This is a genomic window from Streptomyces sp. x-80, assembly GCF_046549095.1.
GTDB classification, from domain to species: Bacteria; Actinomycetota; Actinomycetes; order Streptomycetales; family Streptomycetaceae; genus Streptomyces; species Streptomyces celluloflavus.
This window is the reverse complement of sequence record NZ_JAJPWM010000007.1, coordinates 370370-394775: the sequence shown is the minus strand read 5'-3', so window position 1 is coordinate 394775 and position 24406 is coordinate 370370. Positions and strand designations below refer to the sequence as shown.

Sequence of the window (24406 nt, the reverse complement as noted above, 5' to 3'; positions counted from 1 at the left end):
CGCTCAGCTCCCCGGGCCTTCCCATACTGACGCCGACGGGCCGCTCCGTGGGCCGGTCAGTCGCTGTACTCCGGCGTCGGCGGCCCCGATATCCCCGGCAGATCGGCCTCCAACCACGTGTGATACGCCCGCATCCAGGGGCTGTCGGCACCGCCGCCGCCCCGGTAGTCGTCCAGCACCTTGTTGACCCGCCGCACCAGATCCACATCGTCCTTGTTCAGCGCCACGCCGTACGACTCGTCGGTGAACGGCTTGCCCTTCAACTGGACCGTCGGATCCTGCGCCGCCTGCGCCGCGGCCAGCGCACTGTCCGTGACGACCGCGTCCGCCGCACCGAGCTGCAACCGCACCAGACAGTCCAGCTGGTTGGGCACCGTCAGCACCTGCGCGCCGTGCCGCCGCGCCGACAGCTCCGACTCACCCGTCGAGCCCGCGGCCGTGCACACCCGCTGCCCCCGCAACGAATCGTCGAACCCCGTGATCTTCGACGTCCTGGGCGCCAGCACCTGCTGCCCGGCCTGGAAATACGCGGTCGAGAACGCCACCTGCTCCTTGCGTGCACAGTTGATCGTCATCGTCCGCACCACCATGTCGACCGTACGCTTCTGCAACGCCGTTATCCGCTGATTGGTCGGCACCGCCTGGAAGACCACCTTGGCGTCCGGCCCCAGGATGTCCTTGGCGATCGCCCGCGCCAGCTCGATGTCGAAACCCTCCAGCGTCCCGGTGTTCGGATCGCGATAGCCCCAGCGGTAGGTGTTCTGGTCGACGCCGACGACCAACTGCCCATGCCGCTTGATCCGGTCCACGGCCTCCCCGCCGCCCGGCGACGGCCGCAGGCTCTGCACGGCGTTCTGCGGCGTGCACCCCGCCGCGGTCCGCGTGGCCCGCGCCGCCCCGGGCCCGCCCGCGCCGCCCGGCCCCGCCGAACCCGACGCGCCCGAAGGGCCGTCACCGCTCAGCGCCGGCACCAGCACCGCGGCCGCCGCCACCATCACACACACCCCGGACGCGACCGGCGTCAGCGCGGCCCGCAGATTCAGCAGCCCTCGCCCGCGCTCCCTCATGTCCCCATCACCAGGCCCCCTCACCGGTACTCCGACAGCCTGCGCCCGATACCCAGCACCGCACCCACCGCCGCCAGCACCGCCAGCACCGCGGCACCCACCGCCAGCAGGCCGAACGCCGCCCGCCCGCCGTCCGCCGCCGACCGGAACTCCGCCTGCTCGTGCGCCAGCGCCTTCCGCAACTCGGTGTCCACCCGGTCGAACGACTCCCGGGTGGGCCGGTCCGTGCCGATCACCTTGGCCAGCGCCTGTTCGTAATCACCCTTGTCGTCGGCCGCCCGCGCCTGGGCGTGCCGCGCCTGCCACTGCCGCACCTGCGACAGCGCCTCCCGCACCGGCTGCCGCCCCGCCTCGTCGTCCGCCAGCGCCAGCGCCGCCCCCAGCCTGCTGTCCGCCGACGCGGCGCCGCTGCCCGTGCCCACCAGATCCGCCATCCCCGAGCGGAAACCGACCTCGTAGAAGTCCTTCTGGTCCTTGGTCAGCACCGCACCGCGCGCCACCAGCGTCAGATTCTCGTCACCACGCGCCTGGAGCGAATCGATCCGCGCCTCGTTGAGCACCCGCAGCGACCGGGCGCCCTGCTCGTACGAATCGCTCAGCCCCGAACGGGCCACCGCATGCGCCGCCCCCAGCCACACCAGCAGCGCCACCGAAGCGGCCGTCGCGGCCAGCAGCCCCTTGTTGAACACCCGGTTCGTCCGCAGGTAGTTGCGCCGCTGCGCCCAGAGCAGCGCACCCACCGCGACCAGCCCCGCGGCCAGCGCGTACCACGGCCACGCCTTCGCGGCGGCGTAGTCCCCGGCCAGCCGGTCCGTCTCGGCGTCGTACAACGCCCGTGCGGCCGGAAGCAGTTCGTTGCGCATCTGGTCGTTGGCATACCGCAGATACGCGCCGCCCAGCGGCAGGCCCTGCCGGTTGTTCGTACGCGCCGTCTCGATCAGGCCGGTGTACCGGGGGAGGCCGCTGTTGATCGTGGCTATCTGGCGGCCGGCGGTGTCCGACGTCCCGGTGTTCGCCGACGCCTGGACCAGCCGCTGCGACGCCATCGCGATATCGGCGGCATAGCGGTCGCGGGTGGCCTTGCTCTCCGCGCCGCCGGCCAGGAACCCTCCGGCGGCCGTGGTGTCGGCGTCCGCCAGCGAGCGGTAGATGTCCGCGGCGGCCGCGCTCAGCGGCTGACTGCGCTCGACGACATCGTCCGCGGCGGCCGTACGGTCGGTGACCTGCCAGGCCGTGACCGCGCCGAAGACCAGGACCAGCAGGGCGAGTACGGCACCGATCACCCGCAGCCTGCCCGGCTCGGTCGTCGCCGCGGCCCGCAGCTCGTCCAGCCCGTCGGCCCAGGCCGTACGGCGGCCCGGCGCGGGCGGTGTCGCGCTGCCGGCCGGCGCGGACGATGCGGGCGGCATGGGCGACACGGGCGGCGCGGATGGCGTGGCCGGCACGGAACCTCCCCCTACGTCGGTGACTGCGGGTCCGGCTCCGTCGCACGGACCGCTCACGAGAAACGGTGCACGGGCAGCAGTATGTCCGCACCCGCTGACAACCACACCGGTATTGGCCCGATCTTGTGCCGAACGCGATCGATGTCACGGCCCATGGAGCGGGCCACGGCTCACGGACCGCGCTGTGGTTCCGGAACTTGGTGTGGTTCAGGAACTTGGGTGTGGTTCGTGAACTTGGTGTGGTTCACGAACCTCGGCGCGGCGTACGAGCCGTGCCGCGCCCCTGCCGGTGTCCCCGATCCCCACCGTCACGGTCACTGTTCATCACGCGTTCGAGGCGGGTCCGGTTCCCGCCGGGCCGGGGCGGGCCGCATGGGGCGGTCGCCGGGTCGGGCCGGGCCGCCGGGGCGGACCTGCCGAGGCGGGCCGGGCTTCGCCACGGCCGTGTCGTCCACGGCCGGTGCGACCGCCGCCACCGGCGCGGACGGCACACCCCGCGCCCCCCGTCGTACTCCCGCACGCCGGTGACACCCCTCCCCTCGCCGATTACGCTGAGTAATCAGCAGCGAGCGCCACTTCAGCGACCGGCCCGGGTCCGCCCCGCGCCACGGCATATCGGAGGCAGTCAGCATGCGACGCCCGGCCCGGTTCCCGGGACCAGCCCGGATCCCCAGACTTCTCGGACCGCTCACCGCCGCCACGGCCAGGAGTGGTGCGGCCCCCGGCTGTGCCCTCGCGGCGAACGGGTTCCTGACCATCGGCGGCACGACATATGTGGACCCCAGCGGCAGTTACCCGATCGACCAGCTCACCGACAGACCCACGACGCTGATCATCAACGACACCGACCGCCACATCACCATCGTCACGGAACGCGACCGCGGCGGCTTCACCGACGGCGGTCAGCGCACCGAACCGGTCGAGGTGGTGCTGCCGCCCGGCGGCCGGACGGAGGTGACGCACGGCCACAGCGTCCAGATCGGGTGACGACCCGACACGGGGGGCGGGGAGGGAGGGGAGGGGGAGGGCCCCACCCCCCCGTAGGTCTCCCGCCCTCCCCTCCCCGCCCCTCCCGCATCCACTCCCTACCCCCAACTCCCCCGAAGCCGCCCGTAAGCCTCCGTCGTCGCCCCTGCCCGGTCGAGGGCGTGCAGGGCCGCGCCCAGTACCGGCGGGGCCGTGACCACCTGGGGTACCGCCTTCGGTGCGCGCTCGGCCAGGAGACGGGTCACCCCGTCGTGCAGCAGCGGGTGCTTGGCGGCGAGGACGCCGCCGCCGAGTATCACCGGGGTGGGTTCGCAGAGCAGGTCCAGGCGTTCCAGGGCGACCGCGGCCAGCAGGACGATCTCCTCGGCCTGGCGGTCGATGACCGCGCGGGCCACCGCGTCGCCGGCCGCCGCGACGTCGAAGAGCACCGGTGTCAGCTCGTGCCGCCGCTGCTCGGGGATGTCCCGCAGGTGCAGTGCCGCGATCAGTTCCGGCATGGTCGTCAGCCCGAAGTGCGCGGGCAGCGCGCGGGCCAGTTCGCTCGGCTCGCCCCGGCCGTCCTCGGCCCGCGCCGCGAACCACAGTGCCTCGTCGGCGAGGAACGCACCGCCGCCCCAGTCGCCGGAGATCCGGCCGATCGCCGGGAAGCGGGCGGTGGCTCCGCCGTGCCCGAGTCCCGCCGCGTTGATGCCCGCCCCGCACACCACGGCGACGCCCAACGGCTCGCCGCCGTCCGGCAGTCCGGCCCGCAGCAGCGCGAAGGTGTCGTTGCCGACGGTGACCGTCCGCGCCCAGCCCCGGCCCGTGATCTCCTCGGTCAGGCCCGCCTCCTCGACGGGCAGATCGGCGTTGGCGAGATACGCCGAGACCTGATCGACGGGGCCCTCGACCCCGGCCTGTGCCAGCACCGACGCCACCAGCGGCGCCAGTACGTCCACCGCCCGCCCGGCGCCCACCACCGGCGGCTGGAAGCCGCCGCCGCGGGCCGTGCCGAGCACCTTGCCGTCCGTGTCCACCAGGGCCACGTCCGTCTTGCTGTTGCCCGCGTCGATGGCGAGCGCCGTGCCGGTCAGGCCCACGTGAGGTGCTCCCGGTTGTGCGCGATCAGCTCGTCCGTGAGCCGGTCCGCGTAGTCGATCTGGCCGATGAGGGGGTGGGCGAGCAGCGCCTCGAAGACGCGGTCCCGGCTGCCCTTCAACGCCGCCTCCAGCGCCAGGTGTTCATATGCGGTGACGCCTGCGACCAGGCCCGCGAACAGTGGCTCCAGGGGCCGTACGGGCACCGGTACGGCACCCGCGGCGCCCACCGTCGCGGGCACCTCGATCACCGCGTCGTCCGGCAGGAACGGCAGCGTGCCGTTGTTGAGGGCGTTGACCACCTGGACGTCGCCGGTGTCGCGCAGCAGGGAGGACGTCAGCGCCACCGCGGCCTCGGAGTAGTAGGCGCCGCCGCGCTTGTTCAGCAGCTCCGGCTTGGTGTCCAGCTTCGGGTCGCCGTACAGGCCGAGCAGCTCCTGCTCGATGGCCGCGACCTCCGCCGCCCGGGACGGCTTGCTGCGCTGTTCCCGTACGACCTCGTCGTGCCGGTAGTAGTAGCGCAGGTAGTAGGAGGGGACGACGCCGAGGCGGTCGACGAGCGAGCGGGGCATGCGCAGGTCCTCGGCGACCGCGTCACCGTGCTCGGCGAGCAGCCTGGGCAGGACGTCCTCGCCGCCGACCCGGACGGCCCGCTCCCAGGTGAGGTGGTTGAGGCCGACGTGCTCCAGCTGCACCTCGTCCGGGGTCACCCCGAGCAGCGTGGCGAACTTCCGCTGGAAACCGATCGCGACGTTGCAGAGCCCGACGGCCTTGTGGCCATGGGTGAGCAGCGCCCGGGTGACGATGCCGACCGGGTTGGTGAAGTCGACGATCCAGGCGTCGGGGTTGCGGCGGCGTACCCGCTCGGCGATGTCGAGGACGACCGGGACGGTGCGCAGGGCCTTGGCGAGGCCGCCGGCGCCGGTGGTCTCCTGGCCGACGCAGCCGCACTCCAGCGGCCAGGTCTCGTCCTGGTTGCGGGCGGCCTGGCCGCCGATGCGCAGTTGCAGCAGCACCGCGTCGGCGCCGTCGACACCGGCGTCCAGGTCGTCGGTCCAGGAGATCTTGCCGGGGTGGCCCTGCTTGGCGAAGATCCGCTGGGCGAGCTTGCCGATCAGCTCCAGGCGGTCGGCCGCCGGGTCGATGAGGACGAGTTCTTCGAGGGGCAGGACATCCCGCAACCGGGCGAACCCGTCGATGAGTTCGGGGGTGTAGGTGGAGCCTCCGCCGACGACGGCGAGCTTGATGCGGTGGTGCGGGGTGCGTGCCCCGTCAGACTGCGGCATGGGAAATCAGCCCTTCACTCCGGTGAGCGTGACGCCTTCGACGAAGGCTTTCTGTGCGAAGAAGAAAACGATGAGGACGGGGGCCATGATCAGCAGCGTCGCTGCCATGGTGAGGTTCCAGTTGACGCTGTGCGCGCTCTTGAAGGACTCCAGGCCGTAGGAGAGGGTCCAGGCGGCGGGGTTCTGCGCGGCGTAGATCTGCGGGCCGAAGTAGTCGTTCCAGCAGTAGAAGAACTGGAAGAGGCCGACCGCGGCGATGCCCGGCTTGGCCATCGGCACGATGACCTTCAGCAGGGTACGGACCTCGCCGCAGCCGTCGACCTTGGACGATTCGATGTACTCCTGCGGGATGGTCAGCATGAACTGCCGCAGCAGGAAGATCGAGTACGCGTCGCCGAACGCCATCGGGATGATCAGCGGCCACAGCGAACCGGACAGGTGCAGCTGCTGCGCCCAGACCAGGTACATCGGGATGACGATGACCTGCGGCGGCAGCATCATCGTGGAGATGACCAGGATCATGGCGGTGCGGCGGCCGCGGAAGCGGAATCTGGCGAGCGCGTAGGAGACCGGGATCGCCGAACAGACGGTGAACAGGGTGCCCAGGCCCGCGTAGAGCAGTGAGTTCTTCCACCAGTCCAGGAATCCGGGGGTCCGGAAGACCGTGGCGTAGTTGGACCAGTTCCATTCGTGCGGCCACAGTTCGCCGCTCATCGCCTGGTCGTCGTTCATGACGGAGGTCAGGAAGACGAACACGAACGGCAGGACGAAGAAGAGCGCCGCGGCGATGGCGAGGGAGTGCACGGCGATCCAGTGCAGCAGCCGCTTGCGGCGGGCGCGGGCCGCCGGGTCGCCGGTGGTGCCCGTACGGGCCGGGGTGCGGCGCGCGGTCAGCGTGGTGGTGGTCATGTCGGATCAGTCCTCCGCCGGGAGCAGGCCGGCGCGCTTGCGCATCAGCAGGGTGGTGACGGCCATGGCGATGACGAAGAGCACGAGGGAGAGCACGCACGCCGCGCCGGTGTTGAAGTTCTGGAAGCCGAGGGAGTAGACGAGCTGCGGGACGGTGAGGGTGGAGTGGTCCGGGTAGCCGGGCTGGATCACCGTGCCGGGGCCGACGGTGATGCCGGACGCCAGCTTTCCGGCGACCAGGGCCTGGGTGTAGTACTGCATGGTCTGGACGACGCCGGTGACCACGGCGAACAGCACGATCGGGGTGATCGAGGGCCAGGTGACGTAGCGGAACTTGCCCCAGGCGCCGGCCCCGTCGAGTTCGGCGGCCTCGTACTGTTCCTTCGGTACGTCGAGCAGCGCCGCCATGAAGATCACCATGAGGTCGCCGATGCCCCACAGGGACAGCATGACCAGTGAGGGTTTGGCCCAGTTCGGGTCGTTGAACCAGGACGGCCCGTCGATGCCGATCGCGCCGAGGATCTCGTTGACCGGTCCGGTGCCGGGGTTGAGCAGGAAGACGAACGCGACGGTCGCGGCCACCGGGGGCGCCAGATACGGCAGGTAGAAGGCCGTACGGAAGAAGCCGACCCCCGACTTGATCTTCGTGATGAGCAGGCCGATGCCCAGCCCGAACACGACCCGCAGCGCGACCATCACCACGACCAGCCACAGGGTGTTCCACAGGGCGGGCCCGAACAGCGGCATCTGCGTCAGTACGTACTTCCAGTTCCGCAGCCCCACGAAGGAGGGCTCCTGGATCTGGTTGTAGTGCATGAACGAGAAATAGACGGTGGCGATCAGCGGATAGCCGAAGAAGACCGAGAAGCCGATCAGCCAGGGGGAGAGGAATCCCAGGGTGCGCAGTCGCGCGCGGCGGTGCTTGCGCCGCAGGGCGGGCGCGATGGTGGTGGTTGCCATGGGGTTCTCCGTCAGTTCTCGGACTGAAGGTTGTCGGCGTCGATCTGGGCGTCGAGTTCCCGCAGCCCCTTGTCGAGGTCGGGGACCTTGCCGGCTTCGACGTTGTACGAGAAGTCCTGCAACGTCGTGACGTACTGGCCGCCGTTGTTGGACGGCGGCAGTGCGGTGCTGTGCCGGTTCGCCGCGATGTCGAGGAAGGTGCGGAAGGCCGGATCGGCGTCCAGCTTCGGGGACTTGAGCGCCGCGTTCGTGGACGGGATGTTGTGGATGGCGTTGGCGAACCGCACGACCTGATCCGTGTCGACGGTCAGGAATTTCACCAGTTCCCAGGCCGCGTTCTGGTGCTTGCTGCTGTGCGAGATCCCCGCGACCGTACCGGTGAGATAGCCGCGGCCGTAGGTGTCCTCCTGGTCGTCGGGTACCGGCATCGGCGCGGTGTCCCAGTCGAATTTCGCCTTGTCCTTCCGGAGCATCAGTCCGCGCCATTCGCCGTCCATGTGCATGGCCACCTTCTGGGTCAGAAAGGCGTTCTGCGTGGACATCTCGTCACCGAAGGTCGTCCGGAACTTCTCCAGTGCCGCATAGCCGCCCTGTGCGTTGATGAGGCCGAGTGCGGTGGTGAAGAACTGTTTGGCGACCGGCTCCTCGGCGAGCTGTGCCTTGCCGTTCTTGTCGAAGTAGGTCGGCCCCCACTGCGCGAACAGCCGGTCCGGACTGTTCTGGTAGAGCCGGAAGTTGGGCATGAAGCCCAGCTGTTCGTACGAGCCTTTCGCGGTGCGCTTGGTGAGTTTCCCGGCGTCGCGCTTCAGCTCGGACATGGTGTGCGGCGGCCGTTCGATACCGGCTTTCCGGAAGGCGTCCTTGTTGTAGTACAGCCCGTAGGAGTCGGCGAGCAGCGGCAGCGCGCACTGTGTGCCCTGGTACCGGGTGTAGTCGAGCAGGGTCTTCGGGAAGACCTTCTCCTTCTCCACCCCGGTTTTCTTCATGAACGGATCGAGGTCCGCCCACATCCCCGACGAACAGAACTGTCCGACGTTGTTGGTGGTGAATGACGACACCACGTCCGGCGCGTCGTCCCCGCCGGCCCGCAGCGCCTGGTTCACCGTTTCGTCGGTGACGTTTCCGATGGCCTTCACCTTGATGTTGGGGTGAAGTTTCTCGAACCGGGCGATGCTGTCGTTGACAGCCTTCACCTCGCCCGGATCGGACCAGCCGTGCCAGAACTTGAGCGTGACCGGCTGGGTGGGATCGTCGCGGTCACTGCCGACGCTCGGATTGGCGCAGCCCGAAATGAGCAGTCCGGCGCCGGCCAGCGCCACTGACAGGCAGATGCGCATGCGCGGGAGCGGCATGGCGAACTTCCTTTACGGCAGGGGGAGTTGCGGGAATGGGCAAAGGGGAGCTGAACGGCTGAGGGGCGGATGGCGGGAGTGAGGGGTACTGCGGGGAATTCGGCGACGGGGCGCGCGAAAAGCGGCTGACGGCTCCGGCGGGATGCGGGGGATGCGGGGGATGGGGCGACGCGGCACGCGCCTGCGGTGAGCGGGGCGGCGCGGCGGGCGCCGGGCGTCAGGCCGGGGTGCCCGCTCAGGCCGTGTCGAAGACGGCATCGCGGGTCTCGGCCAGCGCCGTGCGCAGCGCGCCGATGAGAATCGGATTTCCGCCGATATGGCTGAGGCGCAGCTCCGGCCGGGGCAGTGCGAGCCCGGTGAGCTCCCGCTCGACCAGGGCCCGGAGCGGCTCGCCACCCGCCTGGGCGACCTCGCCGGAGAGCACGACCAGCCGCGGGTCGACGACCGCTACCACGGCGGCCAGTCCGGTCGCGAGCCGGCGCGCCACCTCGGCGCGGACGCCGTCGTGGCGCAGCGCCTCATCGACCGTACGGACTTCCGGCGCGCCGTACTCCCGCGCCAGTTCCACCACGCTCGGTGACCCGACGAGCCGCTGGAAGCCGCCGCCGGCGTCCGGCCGCGCGGCACTGCGCTCGCCATCCCGGGCCAACGGCGCGCCGGGCAGCGGCATATAGCCGATCTCGCCCGCGCCGCCGGTCGCCCCGCGGAGCAGCTGTCCGCCGAGCACGATGGCGGCGCCTACCCCCTCATCGGCCCACACCAGTACAAAGTCATCAAAATCCTGTGCGGCGCCATCATGCTGCTCGGCAACGGCCGCCAGATTCACATCGTTCTCGATCACGATCGGCGTGCCGAGCGCCTCGGCCAGCTCTGCCCGCAGCGCCCGCGAGCGCCAGCCCGGCAGATGCGGCGCATACCGCAGTTCACCGGTCTGCGGGTCCAGTGCGCCGGGCGTGCCGATCACTGCCCGGTGCAACTGCCCGCGCCGCAGCCCGGCCTTGGCCAGCGCCCCGTCCACGGCCCGCGCCACCAGCTGCGCGGTCCGGTTCGGTACGTCCTCGGCGATCGCCTCCGCGGTGGCGGCACCCGTGTCGACCCGGTCCTCCCCGAGCACCCGCCCGGTGATGTCGGCGACGGCCGCGGTGATCCCCACCGGCGTCACGGCGAGCGCGGCGACATGCGCGGCGACCGGATTGACCTCGTACAACTGCGCGTTGGGGCCCGGCCGCCCGGTCACGTTCCCGGTGCTGCGCACCAGCCCCGCGGCCTCCAGCCGGGCCAGCAACTGCGAGGCGGTCGGCTTCGACAGCCCGGTCAGCTCCCCGATCTGGGTACGGGTCAACGGCCCCTGCGAGACGAGCAGATCGAGCGCGGCCCGGTCGTTCATGGCCCGCAACACCCGCGGCGTTCCGGGTGTCGCCTGCGCACCGTGCCCACCTGCCATGACTGCCCCCGTCCCTCGACAGCCGCCCCCGACCATCTGTTAGGAAACCTTCCAATCGATGAACAGGAAGGTAGGTTGCGCGTCTGCGCTCCGTCAATGGGTTCAGCGGGGTGACTTTGCGTGCCCTCCCTGTTCCGCTGCCGCCGCCACGTCGCGGACACGGGCCCGGGGAGGGGAGGCGCGCGGCAGCGTCAGCGCGAACGGGGGCATCCCGGAAGCACGGGATCCGCCGTGGACCTCCGGGCGGGACGAATCCCTTACGGCGCGGCTCAGTTGGTCGAGTCGGCCGAGGGGCGCGGTGACCGCCGCTGCGGCACGTATCGGCGGCGGCCGGGGCGCCTCACTGCGCGGCGGCCGGCCCGCTGTACGGAGCGGGCGATCCGGGGCGGTGGCCGCTGAGGTCCTTGAGCCGGGCGAGCACCGTGTCCGCGCTGGGGGCCTGCATATCGTCGACCACACGTCCGTCCGCGAGGAAGACGACGCGGTGCGCGTACGCGGCGGCCACCGGGTCATGGGTGACCATCACGATGGTCTGGCCGAGGTGCCGGACACAGCTCTCCAGTAGCTTGAGCACTTCCGACCCGGCCTGGGAGTCGAGGTTGCCGGTGGGCTCGTCAGCGAAAATGATCTCTGGACGGCCGATGAGCGCACGGGCACAGGCCACGCGCTGCTGCTGCCCTCCGGAAAGCTGCGACGGGCGGTGGGACAGACGCTTTTCGAGGCCCAGGGCGGCAATGACCTGCGCGAGCCATCGCTGGTCCGGCCGGCGGCCGGTCAGTCCCATGCCGAGCGTGATGTTCTCCAGCGTGGTCAGCGTCGGCACCAGGTGAAAAGCCTGAAAGATGAAACCGATGCGGTCGCGGCGCAGCCGGGTGAGCCGGCGGTCGGACAGCCGGGAGATATCGATGTCTCCGATGTGCGCCGACCCGGCGGAGACCGGGTCGAGCCCCGCCAGACAGTGCATGAGCGTGGACTTGCCCGAACCCGACGGGCCCATGACGGCCGTGAACTCCCCGCGGCGGAAGGCGACGGAGACGTGGTCCAGTGCCATGACACGCGTCGGTCCCGTTCCGAAGGACTTGCAGAGTCCGCTGGTGACGGCTGCCCAGGGGCTCTGCGGCGGGGTGGGACGGTGTCCGGTCCGGGGGGAGCGGGGGGTCATACGGGCATCTCCGTTGCTGAGGGGGGCTGTTCGGGACGCGGGGGCCGGAGTCCGGTGGACGAGCCCAGCAGGCTCAGTGCGTGGCCGCTCAGGAGCCAGAACGGCCTGCCCGGTCCGGTCATGAAGCAGCCTGGGAGAACTGACGCTTGATGCCGCGCAGGGGGTGGGCCGTCAGCACGCCGGGGAGCACGAGAGCAGTGAGGACGACGGCCAGGATCGCGGCGGCCCAACGGCCCCCCAGCACCGGCCGGCCGAAGCCGAACGCCGAGGCGAGGGGCATCAGACAGGCCAGCGCGGTTGCCGCCGCCAGCACGAGCCCGACGGCGGCCGCGCCCAGGACCTCGTAGAGGACGCATCGCAGCAGCTGGAAGCGGCCGAGGCCGAGAGCCCGCAGATGGCTGCGGAGTGCGCGGCGGTCCCGTTGGGCGAGGGAGCAGGTGTTGGCTGCGGCGAGCAGCGCGTACCCGGTGACCACGCCGACGGTGAGACGGACCGAGATCTCATCGATGGCGCTGCGCGGCGCGAAGCTCGACAGATACGCGGAGCGGGGGTACACGTGCTCACCGTCGCGCACCGGCCAGGTGCTGGTCCTGCCGGTCAGCAGGATCTGCTCCGCAGCGGGGTGTGCGGTGTGTGCCAGCGCGAGGCGGGCCGGGATGACGAATTCGGGGAAGGCGAGGGCGCGGTCGAAAACGGCCGCCAGCCGCAAGGTCTGTGCGGTGCCGTCGGCGAGCGTCATACGGACGCGCCGGCCGACCTGCCAGCCCTGGGCATCGGCCTGGTTGGCGCTGACGGCGAAGGCCGAACCCTTGACGTCGGCCATCTGGCCTGCGCGTACGCCCAGGTCCAGGACGGTGCTGAGCCGGTCACCGTCCACGCCCCAGGCGCGGGTCCCGGCCGCGGGAGGCGTGAACCCGGCGAACGGCGCCGCGGTGTTCTTGGGCGCGGTGACCGTGGTGGCGATCAGCGCGGTACCGGCGCCGCCGGGGTAGGGGGCCGCGATGGCCGGCAGGAGCGTGCCCGGATCCGCGGTCACCACGCCATCGGCACGCAGACTCTGCTGGGTCTCCCGTTGGACCGCGGCATCGACGGTGCCCGCAGCGCCGAGCAGGGTGACGCTGATGCCGACGGCGATCAGCACGGGAACGGCGATTGCGGTGGTGCGTACCGGGGCCGCCCGGAGCCCGGCGGCGGCGATGCGGCCCACCCGGCGGTCGACGACACGCAAGAGGATCCCCACGGGCCAGGTCAGGGACGGGACGATCCAGGGGGCGAGCACCGCCAGGGCAGGGATGATCATCAGGGCCAGCGCGGGGGCCACGGCGGCGCGGGACGCGCTCGGCAGGCCGCCGACCAGCATGACGAGCACGATGGGCCCGCACAGCAGAATGACCATCGACAGCCCGGTGATCAGCCGTGCCCGGCTGCGCCGCGGAGCCAGGGCGGCTCCGTCGTCCTTGAGCAGGCCGATGGGGTCGGCCCGGCCGGCGGCGACGGCGGAGGACAAGGCCGCCAGGACACCGACGAGGCACAGGGACGCGCAGACACCGGCGGTCAGCGCCAGCCCGGTGGCGGCGTCGGGCAGGCCGAGCGTCGACGGGAACAGGCCGGCCCCGATGAGCAGGCGATGTCCGGCGGCGGCGAGTGGCAGGGCACCCAGAGCGGCGCCGACGGCAGAAGTGAGCAGGGCGAGACGCACGACGTCAGCAACGATCATGCGGCGGACTCGTCCGGCGGTCACGCCCAGCGCGCGGCAGACGGCGAACTGGCTCTGGCGCTGAGCGGTCCACAGTGACAGCGTGGAACCGATCACCATCACGGACGACATGAGCAACAGCCCCAGGAGCAGGGACAGAAGATTCCCGGCGGCCTCCGCCTGGGCGGCGACGGCCGCGTCCCGGGACGTGCTCGCGCCGATGCTGGCGGCGAGCAGCAGCACACCGGCGCTGACACACGCAGCGGTGATCGCAAATGCCGTGGCTGCCCCGGCGACTCTTCCCGGATACGCCCGTAGCTCGGACACGAACAAGCGGAAGGGGGTGATCCGGTGGGCTCGGGTGGCGATGAGCCCGGGTGCCGGTGTCATGGCGTCCTCTCTTGACCAGGGGTCCTGAGCTGGAAGAGCCCGGGAAGGCCACACGCCTCGTGGCCTTCCCGAACCCGTTATGCCGCCGCCCCAGGGGGCGTTGGCATCAGATGCAGACGATGAGGCTCACCGAGCTGCCGGGCGCGTCGAGGACGGTCTCCTCGTCGAGCTCCTGCAAGGCCAGGATGTTCTGCACAGTCGTTCGCCTCCTCGGACGGTTCGAGCCGGTGGGGCCGGCGGTGCGTCCGGCCGGTGGTCAGACCGAAGTCGGGGGACCACCAGGGAGCAAGGGCCGTCCGGGGTTTCGGAAGGCCGCCATGGCCAGCAGTACGCCTGCGGATACGGTAGTCAAATCGGTGGAGAGCCACATGAGTTGAGCGCCCTGGGCAATCCTGCCAGTCTCCTGCGGAGCCAGATGCAAAGTCAGCCGCCGAGGGTGCTGTTCCGCTTCCGCCTGCTCTTGCGGCTGCGGTACAGCGGCGCGCGACAGGAAGTGGGCCAGTCCGGCCCGGCCCTTGAACAGGCCGCTCTGGGCGATGAGCGGAACCGAGCCCGCCCGTGCCGCGGCGGCGAAGATCGCTGGGGCGTCGATGGCCGTGGCCTGCGCCTCGGGAAGGGCGAGGACCGCCAGCGCCACCCCGGCCGATCCTTCGGCGTGCTTCATCGGCTCGTTGAAGACGGATCTGGACGTTTGATCTGGTCGCCGTGCCGGCCCGTTCGTCCTGCCTGCGGAAATCCGCAGCGCGTATCGAAGCGCCCGCCCTGTCAAGGAGTACGGATGAGCCGCGACTGCCTCTCGTCCTCACCGAATCTCGCGGGCGCGATATGGCGCAAGAGTTCCTACAGCGGAGGCCAGGACAAGTGCGTCGAGGTGGCCGACGGCTGCCCCGGCCATCCCGGCCGGGTTCCCGTGCGTGACAGCAAGCGGCCGGATGCCGCCGTGCTGCTCTTTCCGGTGTCGGCGTGGGCGTCGTTCACCGGCGCGATCCAGGCCGGGCCGGACCGCTGGCCCGGACGTCGCACGGAGTGTCTTTACTCTCTCCTTAAATGGGATGATCGCCGCGGAGCGGGGCTTCCCCTGCCTCACATTGCCAGTCACCACGTCGGAAGGCGCCATGGATCCCGAGCACGACCCTGCCGGCCGGCAGGCCGGTCCCGCCGCTCAGCAGGACGCTCCCGCCCACGAGCAGGCCGGTCCCGCCGCTCAGCAGGACGCACCCGCTGTCGAGCAGCCCGGTCCCGCTGCCCGGCAGGACGACTCCGCCGCTCAGCAGGCCAATCCGTTCGCTCCGCCGTCCGGACCGCCGCAGCGGCCGGAGGACTGGGCGCAGCAGTGGCCGCAGGGTGGCGCGCAGCAGTGGGCGCAGGCCGGGCCGCTGCCGTATCCGTACGCGGCGCCGACCAATCACGCCGCGACGGCCGCGCTGGTCTGCGGCTGCGCCGGGCTTCTCGGCAGTTTCATCCCGTTCATCAACCTCGTTTCCGTGTGCGTGGCCATCGCGGCGGTCGTCTGCGGCTTCGTCGGTCTGTCGAAGTCCCGGCGCAACGGCGTCGGCAAGGGGTTGTCGATCGCGGGCCTCGTCACCGGTGTCCTCGGCATCGTCCTGACCCTGCTCATGAATTTCGTGGTCTTCAACGCGGCGCGCGACCTGGTGCGGGAATACGACAACAACGCGCGGGCCCGCCACGGCGCGAGTGCCCATGACGACGAGCGGGACGAGTCCGGGGACCGGCCCGAGGAGAAGGCCCGGCCCAAGGAGAAGGGCAAGGACGGTGGCGCGGCCGCCCTCCTCGGCAAGGACACCGTCAAGGCGGCGAACGGCCTGGAGATCACTCCGGCGGCTCCGCAGACGTACACCCCTGGCGAGTACGCCTCCGGCACCGGCAAGTTCAATTACAAGGTGAAGGTCGAGTTCGCCAACAAGGGCGGCACGACCATCGACTTGAACCTGGGGATATTCAAGGCGCTCAGCGACGGCGGTGAGACGGCCGAGATCACCGACGTGACCGGCAAGGTCGGCGCCTTCCACGGGGGCTCCCTGGCCCCCGGCCAGACGGCGTCCATGACCTACGGTTTCTCCACCGAGAAGGCCCCCACCTACGTCAACCTGGACGTCGGCGCGGACCCCCTGGACGAGGTTCACTTCACCCACAAGTTCTGACGCGTACGGCCTGCCGCGCGCGTGCTGATGCGCGAGTGCTGACGCGTCGTGCGCGGGACGGTGTACGAAGACGCCGCCCCCGGCTCGGATTCCGAGCCGGGGGCGGCGTCTTCACGTGGTGGGTGGCTACTTCCCCAGGTTCGGCGGCGGGATCGGGTTCGTGGCCAGGGACTGCGGGGAGGTGGGGCTGGCGAGGGCGGAGGGGGCGGCCATGGTGGCGGCCGGGTCCGGGGCCGCCGCGGCGGCTTCCTCGGCGGCGGTGCGCGGGGCGAGGTGGATACCGGCGGTGTCCAGGGCGCGCTTGATGCGCCAGCGCAGCTCGCGTTCCACGCCGGGGGCCTTACCGGGCATGGTCTTCGCCGAGACGCTGATGGTGACCGTGTCGAGGTGCACCTCGCTCAGGCCGAGCACCTCCACCGGCTCCCACAGCTGCTCGTTCCAGGGCTCGGCCTTGGCCATGTTCTCGCCGGCGGTCGTGATGAGGTCGCGGGCGCGGTCCAGGTCCTGGTCGGCGGCTATCTGCACATCGACGTTGGCCGTCGCCCAGCCCTGGCTGAGGTTGCCGATCCGCTTGACCTCGCCGTTGCGGATGTACCAGATGGCGCCGTTGGGGCCGCGCAGCTTGGTGACCCGCAGGCCGACCTCGACGACCGTGCCGGTGGCCACGCCCGCGTCGATCTCGTCACCGACGCCGTACTGGTCCTCAAGGATCATGAAGACGCCGGAGAGGAAGTCCGTCACCAGGTTGCGGGCACCGAAACCGATGGCGACGCCGGCCACACCGGCGCTGGCGAGCAGCGGCGCGAGATTGATCTTGAGGACGGAGAGCACCGTCAGTGCGGCGGTCCCCATGATCAAGAAGGACGCGACGCTGCGCAGCACCGAACCGATGGCCTCGGAGCGCTGGCGGCGCCGCTCGGCGTTGACCAGGAAGCCGCCCAGTGCGGTGCCCTGGGCGGCGGAGGCGGTGCGGTTCATCCGCTCGATGAGCTTGGTGATCGTGCGGCGTATCACATGGCGCAGGACCACCGCGATCACGATGATCAGCACGATTTGCAGGGCCGACGTGAGCCACGTCCCCCAGTTCTCCTCCACCCAGCCCGCGGCGTTGGTGGCCTTCTCCGTGGCCTCGTCGAGTGAGGACGGGCCGGTTGAGCCGGTGGGCGCGGCGCTCAGTGGCGCGAGCGCGGCCGGCGAAGCGGACCAGTGCACAGCGGAACCTTCCGTGAGGACAACAGCCCCGGGCCGTGGCGGGACGCCCCCGGGGCCGGGCAGACCCACCACACTAACGGGGCAACGGGACCGGTCCGCGCCCCTGTTCGAGGGGGATGGTCCTCGAACGGCCGGAATGAGCCGGGGGCCGACGGACGTGCCGGGATGTGGTGGAAAACACCTCCGGCCCGTTACTCGGTGATGGTGGCGCTCCGACCAGGCACCGGGGGACACTGTGGGGAGATCGTCCCGGCGCGAGCCACGCGCCGCCGGCGTACAAGGAGGCACCCGTGCCGCATGTCCTGGTCCTCAACGCGTCGTACGAGCCGCTCGGCGTCGTACCGCTCCGCCGCGCGCTCATCCTCGTCCTCAATGAGAAGGCCGTCAGCCTTGAGGAGTCCGGCGCCCTGATGCACAGCGCGACCCGTGTCATTCCCGCTCCGAGCGTGGTCCGCCTGAAGCGGTTTGTGCGGGTGCCCTTTCGTGGCCCCGTTCCCTTGACCCGTCGGGCGCTCTTCGCCCGCGACGGCGGGCGATGTATGTACTGCGGTGGCGTCGCAACCAGCGTCGACCACGTCATCCCGCGCAGTCGCGGAGGCCAGCACACGTGGGAGAACGTGGTCGCCGCATGCCGGAGCTGCAATCACGTCAAGGCCGACCGCCATGTCGCCGAGATCGGCTGGCGGCTGCGGCATCCGCCGGCCCCGCCGGCCGGTCTGGCATGGCGGATCATCGGTACGGGACACCGTGATCCGCGGTGGTTGCCGTATTTGCAACCGTATGGGGCGGATGACGCCTTGGCCCGGATCGATGCCGTATCGGCGTGAGATCCGGGTTTTTGCGTCCGAGGGCCGGGCGGGAGCCGCGGGACCGTTCCGCAGCTCCCGCCCGGCCCCCGGACGTGGACCGGCCCCCGGCGCGGGCCACACCCGGCGCGGGCTCCCGCGCGGGCCCCGGTGCGGGCCCCGGTGCGCCGCCGGCGTAGGTCACTCGCCGCCGTCGGCCGCCGGACGCTCCCGTGTGGCACCCGGTGCCTTACCGGGACCGGTTCCGGGCTCGGTCCCGGTGCCCGTGCCCGGCCCCTTCCCCGAATTCGTCCTCTTGCCGGCCGCCTTGTCGCCGTCCCCGCCGGGCCCGTCGCCACGGCCCCCGCTCCCGCCGCCCGCGGCCGCCCCGTCGGCCACCGCACCAGCCACCGGGTCTGCCACGGCGTAAGCCTCCACCGACCACAGGGAGTACCCGAACCGGGTCGCCCGCTCATCGCCCTGGACGCGGACGAAGCGGGTGTCCTTGGCGTCCATCCGGATCGCCTCCCGGCCGCCCTTGCCGTCCCGGACGGTGGCCGCCGTGCGCCAGCTGCGGCCGTCCGCCGAGACCTGGACGCGGTAGGCGGACGCGTAGGCGTCCTGCCAGCGCAGGACGACCTGGCCGAGGCGGGCCGGGCGGGGCAGCGCGAACTGGAGCCAGGCACCGTCCTCGGGACGGGAGGACCAGCGGGTCCGGGGGTCGCCGTCGGTGGCGGCGGACGCCGGGAACCGCGGGGTCTCGTCGCCGGACGAGGCGGCCGGCGCACCGCGCGCCAGATCCGGGCCGCCGGTGCGCGGGTAGGCCCGTACGGTCAGCGTCTGCTCCTGCCCGGCGAAGGAGACGGGGACCTCGTACGTACCGGAGGGGGTGTCCCGGGGGACCTCGACGGTGATACGGGCGGTGGCGGTGGCGCCGCGCGGGGCGGTGAGCCGCTCCGGCGCGTGGACGGTGAGGCCCTCGGGCGCCTTGACCGTCAGCTTCTCCCGGACGTCACCGGGGCGGCGGGAGACGATCCGGGCGTCCACCGTCGCCCGGCCGCCGGTCTCCGCGTCCACCTCCTCGCGGGAGAGGGTGAGCCCGGCCGCCGGGGTGTCGTCGAACCACGGGGTGAGCGCGTGCACGGACGGGGCCGGGGTGCCCGCGGCCCAGGACAGCCGGACCGCGTCGGCCCGCAGACCGCGGGTGCGGGACTCCGTCCAGCCGGTGCCGGAGAGGCGGCCCAGGCGGTGCCACCCCTCGCCGGGGACGTGCGCCTCCAGGGAGACGGCGCCCGCCGCCGGGCCGGGTTCGGTGAGCGCGGTGACCGCGGTGAGCGGGCGGGGCCGCCCGAAGGGGACGGTGCGCGAGGTGGGGTGCGCGGCCTCGGCGGGCGGCGGGGCGTCGCTCCGGGCGCCCGTCCAGGCGTCCGCCTCGGCCATCGCCCGGTCCAGGAACGGCGCGAGGACCCCCTTGCCGACCGTCACCGGGCTCCGCCCGAGCTCCGTGCGCAGGCCGCGCGCCGCACGCTGGGCGGACCAGGCGGCCGGGCCGTCGTCGCGCGCCTGCGCCGTCAGCGCCTCCACGGCGCGCTCGCCGGCGCTGCCGTAGCGGCCCAGCTGCTCGGCCCACGGGCGCACTTCGGCGGCGAGTTCCGCCGTCAGGTGCCGCGGTGCGGTGCTCATGGTGCGGAACGCGGCGCGCAGCTCCTTCGCGGCCCGGACGAAATCCGGATCGTCGCCCGGCCCGCCGCGTTCCGCCGCTGCCGCGCGGGTCCGCCAGAACTGGTCGATCAGCGGCCGCAGATACGCCGGCTCGCCGCCGGCCGCCGGCGCCCACCCGCCGAGGCCGGCGGCGGCGTCGTTGCCGGCCAGCGCGCGCAGCGCGGCACGGGCCCGCGGATCGCGGCCCGCCAGATCGTCGACGGCCGCGTCCCAGGACTCCGCCGGGCGGTAGTCGCGCGGGTTCCAGGCGTAGTCGGCGACCGTGAACAGCGCGATCCGGGAGGCCGCGGGCTGCGCCATGGCGTTGGCGAGCAGCGCCGCGGAACCGGTGGCGACGGCCGGTTCGCGGCCGGTGTACGGGCCGAGGAAGAGCCGGTCCTGCGCGTAGTCGTTGACCGGATAGTTGTCCATCGTGACCAGCGGATGGCCGAACACCTCGCGGGTGGCGGCCAGTTGGCTCCCGGTGATGGTCCGCGGGACCACCCCGACACCGGTCCAGGCGACCTCGACCCGGCCCGCCAGCGCCTTGGCCAGCGCACCGCGGTACGCCGTCGCACCGTCCTGGTAGTACTCGGTCGGCATCAGGGTCAGCGGTGCGGCGCCCGGATGCCGCTCGGCGAGATGCCCGGCGAGCGCGTTGGCGACCTTCGCCTGGGCCGTGGCGGCGGCCTCGGGGCCGGAGCCGAAGGCGTCCTCGTCGGCGTCGCAGTGCCACTCGCTGTAGCTGACGTCCTCGAACCGGAGCTGGAAGGAGCGCACCCCCAGCGCCCACATCGCGTCCACCTTGCGGCGCAGCGCCCGCAGGTCGTCGTCCGAGGACAGACACATCGCCTGGCCCGGGGAGAGCGCCCAGCCCAGCGTGACGTGGCGGGCGCGGGCCCGCTCGGCCAGCGCCCGGAACTCCGCGCGCCGCGCCGCCGGGTACGGGTCGCGCCACCGGGTCCGCCGGTACGGATCGTCGCCGGGCGCGTACAGATAGCGGTTCTGCTTCGTGCGCCCCATGAAGTCGAGCTGGGCGAGCCGCTGCGCCTGCGTCCAGGGCCGGCCGAAGAATCCCTCGGCGGTGCCGCGCACCGCCGTGCCCGGCCAGTCCCGTACGGCCACCGAGGCCAGCTCGCGGCCGCCGGCCGGCCGCTCGGCGACGAGCTGGCGCAGCGTCTGCGCGGCGTGGAAGAGGCCGTCCGGGCCGGTACCGGCCAGGGCGACCGTGTCCCGGCCCGCCACCTGGCCGACGGCGAGGCGGTAGCCGCCGTCCGGCAGGTCGCCGCGGGCCGGTGCGCGCAGCGCCCGCAGCGCCTCCTCGGCCTGCGGTCCGCCGACCCGGATCACCGGCCCGGCCGCGGGCGGCGCCGCGTCCGGCCGCACCTCGTGGACCGTGCGCACCCCCGCGTCGCGCAGCAGAGCGCGCAGCACGTCCAGGGTGTGCGGATCGGTGTCCGGCGCGGCCATCAGTACCGCCTCGCCGTCGAGCGGTACGGCGGCGGCGAGCTCCCGCATCGACTGGGGGCGCGGCCAGACTGCGGGCGGCTGCCCCGCGTCGGCCGGCCGGGCGGGCCGGTCCGGGGTGCCGAGAGCGGGCTCGGCGGGCGTCGCACGGGCGCCGGGCGCACCGCCGAGGAGCCCGCCGAGGACCGCCGCGGCCAGCGCGGTGGTGCCCGCCACCCGGGCGCGGGCACCCGTACGGCTCCGCCGGCTCCCACCGGTTCTTCGGACGCTCCACATGCCCCGGACTCGCACGGCCACTCCTCGTCCCGTCCACCTGCCTGCCGGTGCCCGCCACCGCGCCGCGGCACGCACCCGCCGGGGTACGCGGGCCGTACCACCGTCGTCGTCCCGCTCGCCGGTGCCCGCCCGGACGGGCCTCCGGCGGTGAGCCCACCACTGCCGCGGTGAGGGTGTCAACCGTGCCCCGGGGGAGCTCCGGGCGGTGGCCGGAGCGTGGGTACCGGCCCGGGTGGGTGAAGGGCCGCGGTGGCCCGGCCGCCCGGAGAACTTCCGCCCCGGTGTCCGGTACCTCCGGACGCTCTGCGTCCGTCGGCGGTCCGCACCGTGAAATCGCCCGCGAGAGGTATGGTGTGACGTGGGTCACGTTGGCGGCGCGGATGCGTCTGCGCTCGTGCCGAGTGGGTAGGGCAGACGTGTCCCACTACCGATGAACGGGAGGCCCGCGTGGCCGCATCCGCTCAGCTGCTGTTCGACGCCCTGTCTCGCACGGTGGACGGAGGTGCGCCGGTGGAGCCGGACGTGTACGACGGTGTCTCCGGCCCGGACTCGGGTCTGGCGGGCGCCGGATCGTTCAGCTTCGCCGAGCCGCCGCTCACCAGCGAGCCGCCGCTCGCCGACGCCGCGCCGCTGACCAGTGAGGTCCCGATCGCCGCGGAGCTGCCGCTGACCAGCGAGCCGACGGCCGCCGGTCTGGGTACGGAGTCCATGGAGGTCTGAGGGCCCATGGGTCGTGCGCGGCTCGCCCGGCTGTACGGCATCGCCACGTCCTACGAACCCGCGCCGGGCAGGACGGTCCCCATCGGTACGGAGACCGTCGTCGCCGTGCTCGCCGCACTGGGTGTCGACGCCTCGACCCCGGACGCCGTACGCACCGCCCTCGATGCCTACCGGGAGGGGCCGGGCCGCGCCCTGCTGCCCCGCACCGTCGTCGCCCGCCGGGACCGGCCGCCCGGCCTCCCCCGCCTCCCCGAGGGCACCGTCCTGCGGGTGGAGACCGAGGACGGGCGGACCGGGGAGGAATGGACCGGCGGCGGGCTGACCGGGGGCGGGCGGACCGGGGGCCGCGCGGCGCCGGACCCGGAGTCCGGGACCGCATCGGCGGCCGGGCTGCCCCTGGGGATCCACACGCTGCACGCACGGGCTCCCGACGGCCGCACCGCCCGCGCCCGGCTGATCGTCGCGCCCGACCGGGTGCCCGCACCGCCCGGCCGCACCCACGGATTCCTGGTGCAGCTCTACTCCCTGCTGTCCCGGCACTCCTGGGGCATGGGTGATCTGGGGGATCTCGCCGACCTCGCCGCCTGGTCGGGGCGGTCCCTGGGCACCGGCTTCGTCCAGCTCAACCCGCTGCACGCGGCCGTCCCCGGCCCGCCCACCGATCCGTCCCCCTATCGCCCCTCCTCGCGGCGCTTCCCCGACCCGGTCCATCTGCGGATCGAGCAGATCCCGGAGTACGCCCAGCTGGCGGGCGCCGCACGGGCGCACGCCGATGAGCTGGCCGGCCGGGCGCGGGCGCTGCGCGCGGCGGTCCTCGACCGGGGCGCGCCGATCGACCGGGACGCCGTCTGGGCGCTGAAGAGGGAAGCCCTCGAACTGCTGGCGGCGGTCCCGCTGACGCCGGGGCGGCGGGCCGCGTACGGCGAGTACCTGGCCGAGTGGGGCCAGGCCCTGGACGACCACGCCACCTGGTGCGCCCTCGCCGAACGGCACGGTCCCGACTGGCGCCGCTGGCCCGCCGCGCTGCGCGATCCGCGGTCGTCCGGGACGGCCCGGCTGCGCGCCCGGCTGCTGGACCGGATCGACTTCCACTGTCGCCTCGCCTGGCTGACCGACCAGCAGCTGGCCGCCGCGCAGCGGGCCGCGCGCGACGCCGGGATGGCGGTCGGGCTGGTGCACGACCTGGCCGTCGGCGTCCACCCCGCGGGTGCCGACACCTGGGCGCAGCAGGACGCGTACGCCGCCGGGATGTCCATCGGCGCACCGCCCGACGCCTTCAACTCCCGTGGCCAGGACTGGGGTCTGCCGCCCTGGCGGCCCGACGCGCTGGCCGCGGCGGGCTACGCCCCGTACCGCGCACTGCTGCGCGCGGTGCTGCGGCACGCCGGCGCGCTGCGGATCGACCATGTGATGGGGCTCTTCCGGCTGTGGTGGGTCCCCGAGGGCCGCCCGCCGACGGAGGGCGCGTACGTCCGCTACGACGCCGAGGCGATGCTCTCGGTGCTGGCCCTGGAGGCGCACCGGGCGGGCGCGGCGGTCATCGGCGAGGATCTGGGGACCGTGGCGCCGGGCGTCCGCGACGCGCTCGCCGAACGGGGCGTGCTGGGCACCTCGGTGCTGTGGTTCGAACGCGACTACGGAGGCCGGGCGCCGGACGCGGGCGCACCGCCGCCGGCGTCCGATGCCGGGCCGTCGGCCTCCGGTACGGATTCGCCGGCGCCCGGTGCCGAGGCGTCGTCCTCCGGTGCCGAGTCGTCGGCTTCCGGTACGGAGGTGGTGGCGGCCGCCGGGGCCGAGGCGCGGATTCTGGCCCCCGAGGAGTGGCGCGGCGGCTGTCTGGCCACCGTCACCACGCACGATCTGCCGCCCACCGCCGCCCGGCTGACCGGTGAGGACGTCGCGCTGCGCGAGCGGCTCGGGCTGCTGGCCGGTCCGCCGGCCCGGGAACGCTCCCGCGCGCGGTACGAACTCGCCGAGTGGCTGGGCGAGTTGACGCGCCGCGGCCTGCTGCCCGAAGGGCCGTACGACGAGGCGGCGGCGGTCCGGGCCGTGCACCGCTTCCTGCTGCGCACCCCGGCCCGGATGGTCGGGGTGTGGCTGCCGGACGCGGTGGGGGACCGCAGACCGCAGAATCTCCCCGGGACATGGGAGGAATACCCGAACTGGCGGCTGCCGATCGCCGGTCCCGACGGGCGGCCCCTGACGCTCGAAGAGCTGACCGCGTCGCCCCGACTGCACGCGCTGATGCGGGAGTTCTCCGCGGCGAATCTCTAGAGCGGTGCCGGCGGCGGACCCGACGCGCACTCTTC

The 24406-nt window shown here is 72.7% G+C and carries 19 protein-coding genes and 1 pseudogene; 6 read left to right on the top strand and 14 right to left on the bottom strand.

Annotation, left to right across the window (positions count from 1 at the left end):
* Positions 1-56: 56 nt before the first annotated feature.
* Positions 57-1067, bottom strand: a complete 1011-nt coding sequence (locus ACLJWH_RS17000; RefSeq protein WP_411142530.1) for a glutamate ABC transporter substrate-binding protein — start codon at positions 1065-1067, stop codon at positions 57-59.
* Positions 1068-1087: 20 nt separating this feature from the next.
* Positions 1088-2476, bottom strand: coding sequence for a hypothetical protein (locus ACLJWH_RS16995; RefSeq protein ID WP_411142529.1), 1389 nt, complete (start codon positions 2474-2476; stop codon positions 1088-1090).
* A gap of 666 nt (positions 2477-3142) precedes the next feature.
* Between ACLJWH_RS16995 and ACLJWH_RS16990 the strand changes: the two genes are divergently transcribed.
* Positions 3143-3499, top strand: coding sequence for a hypothetical protein (locus ACLJWH_RS16990; RefSeq protein ID WP_411142528.1), 357 nt, complete (start codon positions 3143-3145; stop codon positions 3497-3499).
* Positions 3500-3597: 98 nt separating this feature from the next.
* On the opposite strand, the gene ACLJWH_RS16985 is transcribed toward ACLJWH_RS16990, so the two are convergent.
* The 10 genes from ACLJWH_RS16985 to ACLJWH_RS16940 form a co-directional block, all read right to left on the bottom strand.
* Entirely contained in the window at positions 3598-4578 is a 981-nt protein-coding gene (locus ACLJWH_RS16985) for an N-acetylglucosamine kinase (RefSeq protein WP_411142527.1), read from the bottom strand.
* Complete coding sequence (locus ACLJWH_RS16980) at positions 4569-5822, bottom strand: 6-phospho-beta-glucosidase (protein WP_411142608.1); 1254 nt, start codon at positions 5820-5822, stop codon at positions 4569-4571. Before ACLJWH_RS16980 ends, ACLJWH_RS16985 begins: the two co-directional genes overlap by 10 nt.
* A 45-nt stretch (positions 5823-5867) precedes the next feature.
* A complete protein-coding gene (locus tag ACLJWH_RS16975; protein WP_411142526.1) occupies positions 5868-6770 on the bottom strand; it encodes a carbohydrate ABC transporter permease in 903 nt (300 codons plus the stop codon).
* Between the two features lie 6 nt (positions 6771-6776).
* The gene (locus tag ACLJWH_RS16970; RefSeq protein ID WP_411142525.1) at positions 6777-7730 is read right to left on the bottom strand and encodes a carbohydrate ABC transporter permease; all 954 of its coding nucleotides are present in this window, start codon (positions 7728-7730) and stop codon (positions 6777-6779) included.
* A gap of 11 nt (positions 7731-7741) precedes the next feature.
* Positions 7742-9082, bottom strand: a complete 1341-nt coding sequence (locus ACLJWH_RS16965) for an ABC transporter substrate-binding protein (protein ID WP_411142524.1) — start codon at positions 9080-9082, stop codon at positions 7742-7744.
* A 235-nt stretch (positions 9083-9317) separates the two neighbouring features.
* Positions 9318-10526, bottom strand: a complete 1209-nt coding sequence (locus ACLJWH_RS16960) for an ROK family transcriptional regulator (protein WP_411142523.1) — start codon at positions 10524-10526, stop codon at positions 9318-9320.
* Between the two features lie 340 nt (positions 10527-10866).
* The gene (locus ACLJWH_RS16955; protein ID WP_411142522.1) at positions 10867-11688 is read right to left on the bottom strand and encodes an ABC transporter ATP-binding protein; all 822 of its coding nucleotides are present in this window, start codon (positions 11686-11688) and stop codon (positions 10867-10869) included.
* A 118-nt stretch (positions 11689-11806) separates the two neighbouring features.
* Entirely contained in the window at positions 11807-13774 is a 1968-nt protein-coding gene (locus ACLJWH_RS16950) for an FtsX-like permease family protein (RefSeq protein ID WP_411142521.1), read from the bottom strand.
* Positions 13775-13880: 106 nt separating this feature from the next.
* Positions 13881-13970, bottom strand: a complete 90-nt coding sequence (locus tag ACLJWH_RS16945; protein ID WP_367431201.1) for a class III lanthipeptide — start codon at positions 13968-13970, stop codon at positions 13881-13883.
* A 60-nt stretch (positions 13971-14030) separates the two neighbouring features.
* Positions 14031-14438, bottom strand: coding sequence for a hypothetical protein (locus ACLJWH_RS16940; RefSeq protein WP_411142520.1), 408 nt, complete (start codon positions 14436-14438; stop codon positions 14031-14033).
* A gap of 114 nt (positions 14439-14552) precedes the next feature.
* Here ACLJWH_RS16940 and ACLJWH_RS16935 point away from each other — a divergent pair.
* Positions 14553-14750: pseudogene (locus ACLJWH_RS16935) on the top strand (DUF397 domain-containing protein); the annotation flags it as partial.
* Positions 14751-14889: 139 nt separating this feature from the next.
* Positions 14890-15936, top strand: coding sequence for a DUF4190 domain-containing protein (locus ACLJWH_RS16930; protein WP_411142519.1), 1047 nt, complete (start codon positions 14890-14892; stop codon positions 15934-15936).
* Positions 15937-16062: 126 nt separating this feature from the next.
* Here the strand turns inward: ACLJWH_RS16930 and ACLJWH_RS16925 are convergent, their stop codons facing one another.
* Entirely contained in the window at positions 16063-17148 is a 1086-nt protein-coding gene (locus ACLJWH_RS16925; protein ID WP_411142518.1) for a mechanosensitive ion channel family protein, read from the bottom strand.
* 290 nt (positions 17149-17438) lie between these two features.
* Here ACLJWH_RS16925 and ACLJWH_RS16920 point away from each other — a divergent pair, with 290 nt between their 5' ends.
* A complete protein-coding gene (locus ACLJWH_RS16920) occupies positions 17439-17975 on the top strand; it encodes an HNH endonuclease (RefSeq protein ID WP_052855783.1) in 537 nt (178 codons plus the stop codon).
* A gap of 159 nt (positions 17976-18134) precedes the next feature.
* On the opposite strand, the gene ACLJWH_RS16915 is transcribed toward ACLJWH_RS16920, so the two are convergent.
* Positions 18135-21317: a beta-N-acetylglucosaminidase domain-containing protein gene (locus ACLJWH_RS16915; protein WP_411142517.1), complete on the bottom strand. Its 3183-nt coding sequence runs from the start codon at positions 21315-21317 to the stop codon at positions 18135-18137.
* 507 nt (positions 21318-21824) lie between these two features.
* Here ACLJWH_RS16915 and ACLJWH_RS16910 point away from each other — a divergent pair.
* Both ACLJWH_RS16910 and malQ read left to right on the top strand, forming a co-directional pair.
* Positions 21825-22097, top strand: coding sequence for a hypothetical protein (locus ACLJWH_RS16910; RefSeq protein ID WP_094795008.1), 273 nt, complete (start codon positions 21825-21827; stop codon positions 22095-22097).
* A 6-nt stretch (positions 22098-22103) separates the two neighbouring features.
* On the top strand, positions 22104-24371 hold the full coding sequence (gene malQ / locus ACLJWH_RS16905) for a 4-alpha-glucanotransferase (protein WP_411142516.1): 2268 nt from the start codon (positions 22104-22106) through the stop codon (positions 24369-24371).
* Positions 24372-24406 lie beyond the last annotated feature (35 nt).

Bases quoted from the DNA above. Each gene is read 5' to 3' on its own strand.
- ACLJWH_RS16960 (WP_411142523.1), bottom strand. From the start codon at position 10,526: ATGGCAGGTGGGCACGGTGCGCAGGCGACACCCGGAACGCCGCGGGTG.
- malQ (WP_411142516.1), top strand. From the start codon at position 22,104: ATGGGTCGTGCGCGGCTCGCCCGGCTGTACGGCATCGCCACGTCCTAC.
- ACLJWH_RS16940 (WP_411142520.1), bottom strand. From the start codon at position 14,438: ATGAAGCACGCCGAAGGATCGGCCGGGGTGGCGCTGGCGGTCCTCGCC.
- ACLJWH_RS16930 (WP_411142519.1), top strand. From the start codon at position 14,890: ATGGATCCCGAGCACGACCCTGCCGGCCGGCAGGCCGGTCCCGCCGCT.
- ACLJWH_RS16975 (WP_411142526.1), bottom strand. From the start codon at position 6,770: ATGACCACCACCACGCTGACCGCGCGCCGCACCCCGGCCCGTACGGGC.
- ACLJWH_RS16950 (WP_411142521.1), bottom strand. From the start codon at position 13,774: ATGACACCGGCACCCGGGCTCATCGCCACCCGAGCCCACCGGATCACC.
- ACLJWH_RS16995 (WP_411142529.1), bottom strand. From the start codon at position 2,476: ATGCCGCCCGCATCGTCCGCGCCGGCCGGCAGCGCGACACCGCCCGCG.
- ACLJWH_RS16990 (WP_411142528.1), top strand. From the start codon at position 3,143: ATGCGACGCCCGGCCCGGTTCCCGGGACCAGCCCGGATCCCCAGACTT.
- ACLJWH_RS16965 (WP_411142524.1), bottom strand. From the start codon at position 9,082: ATGCCGCTCCCGCGCATGCGCATCTGCCTGTCAGTGGCGCTGGCCGGC.
- ACLJWH_RS16970 (WP_411142525.1), bottom strand. From the start codon at position 7,730: ATGGCAACCACCACCATCGCGCCCGCCCTGCGGCGCAAGCACCGCCGC.
- ACLJWH_RS16955 (WP_411142522.1), bottom strand. From the start codon at position 11,688: ATGACCCCCCGCTCCCCCCGGACCGGACACCGTCCCACCCCGCCGCAG.
- ACLJWH_RS17000 (WP_411142530.1), bottom strand. From the start codon at position 1,067: ATGAGGGAGCGCGGGCGAGGGCTGCTGAATCTGCGGGCCGCGCTGACG.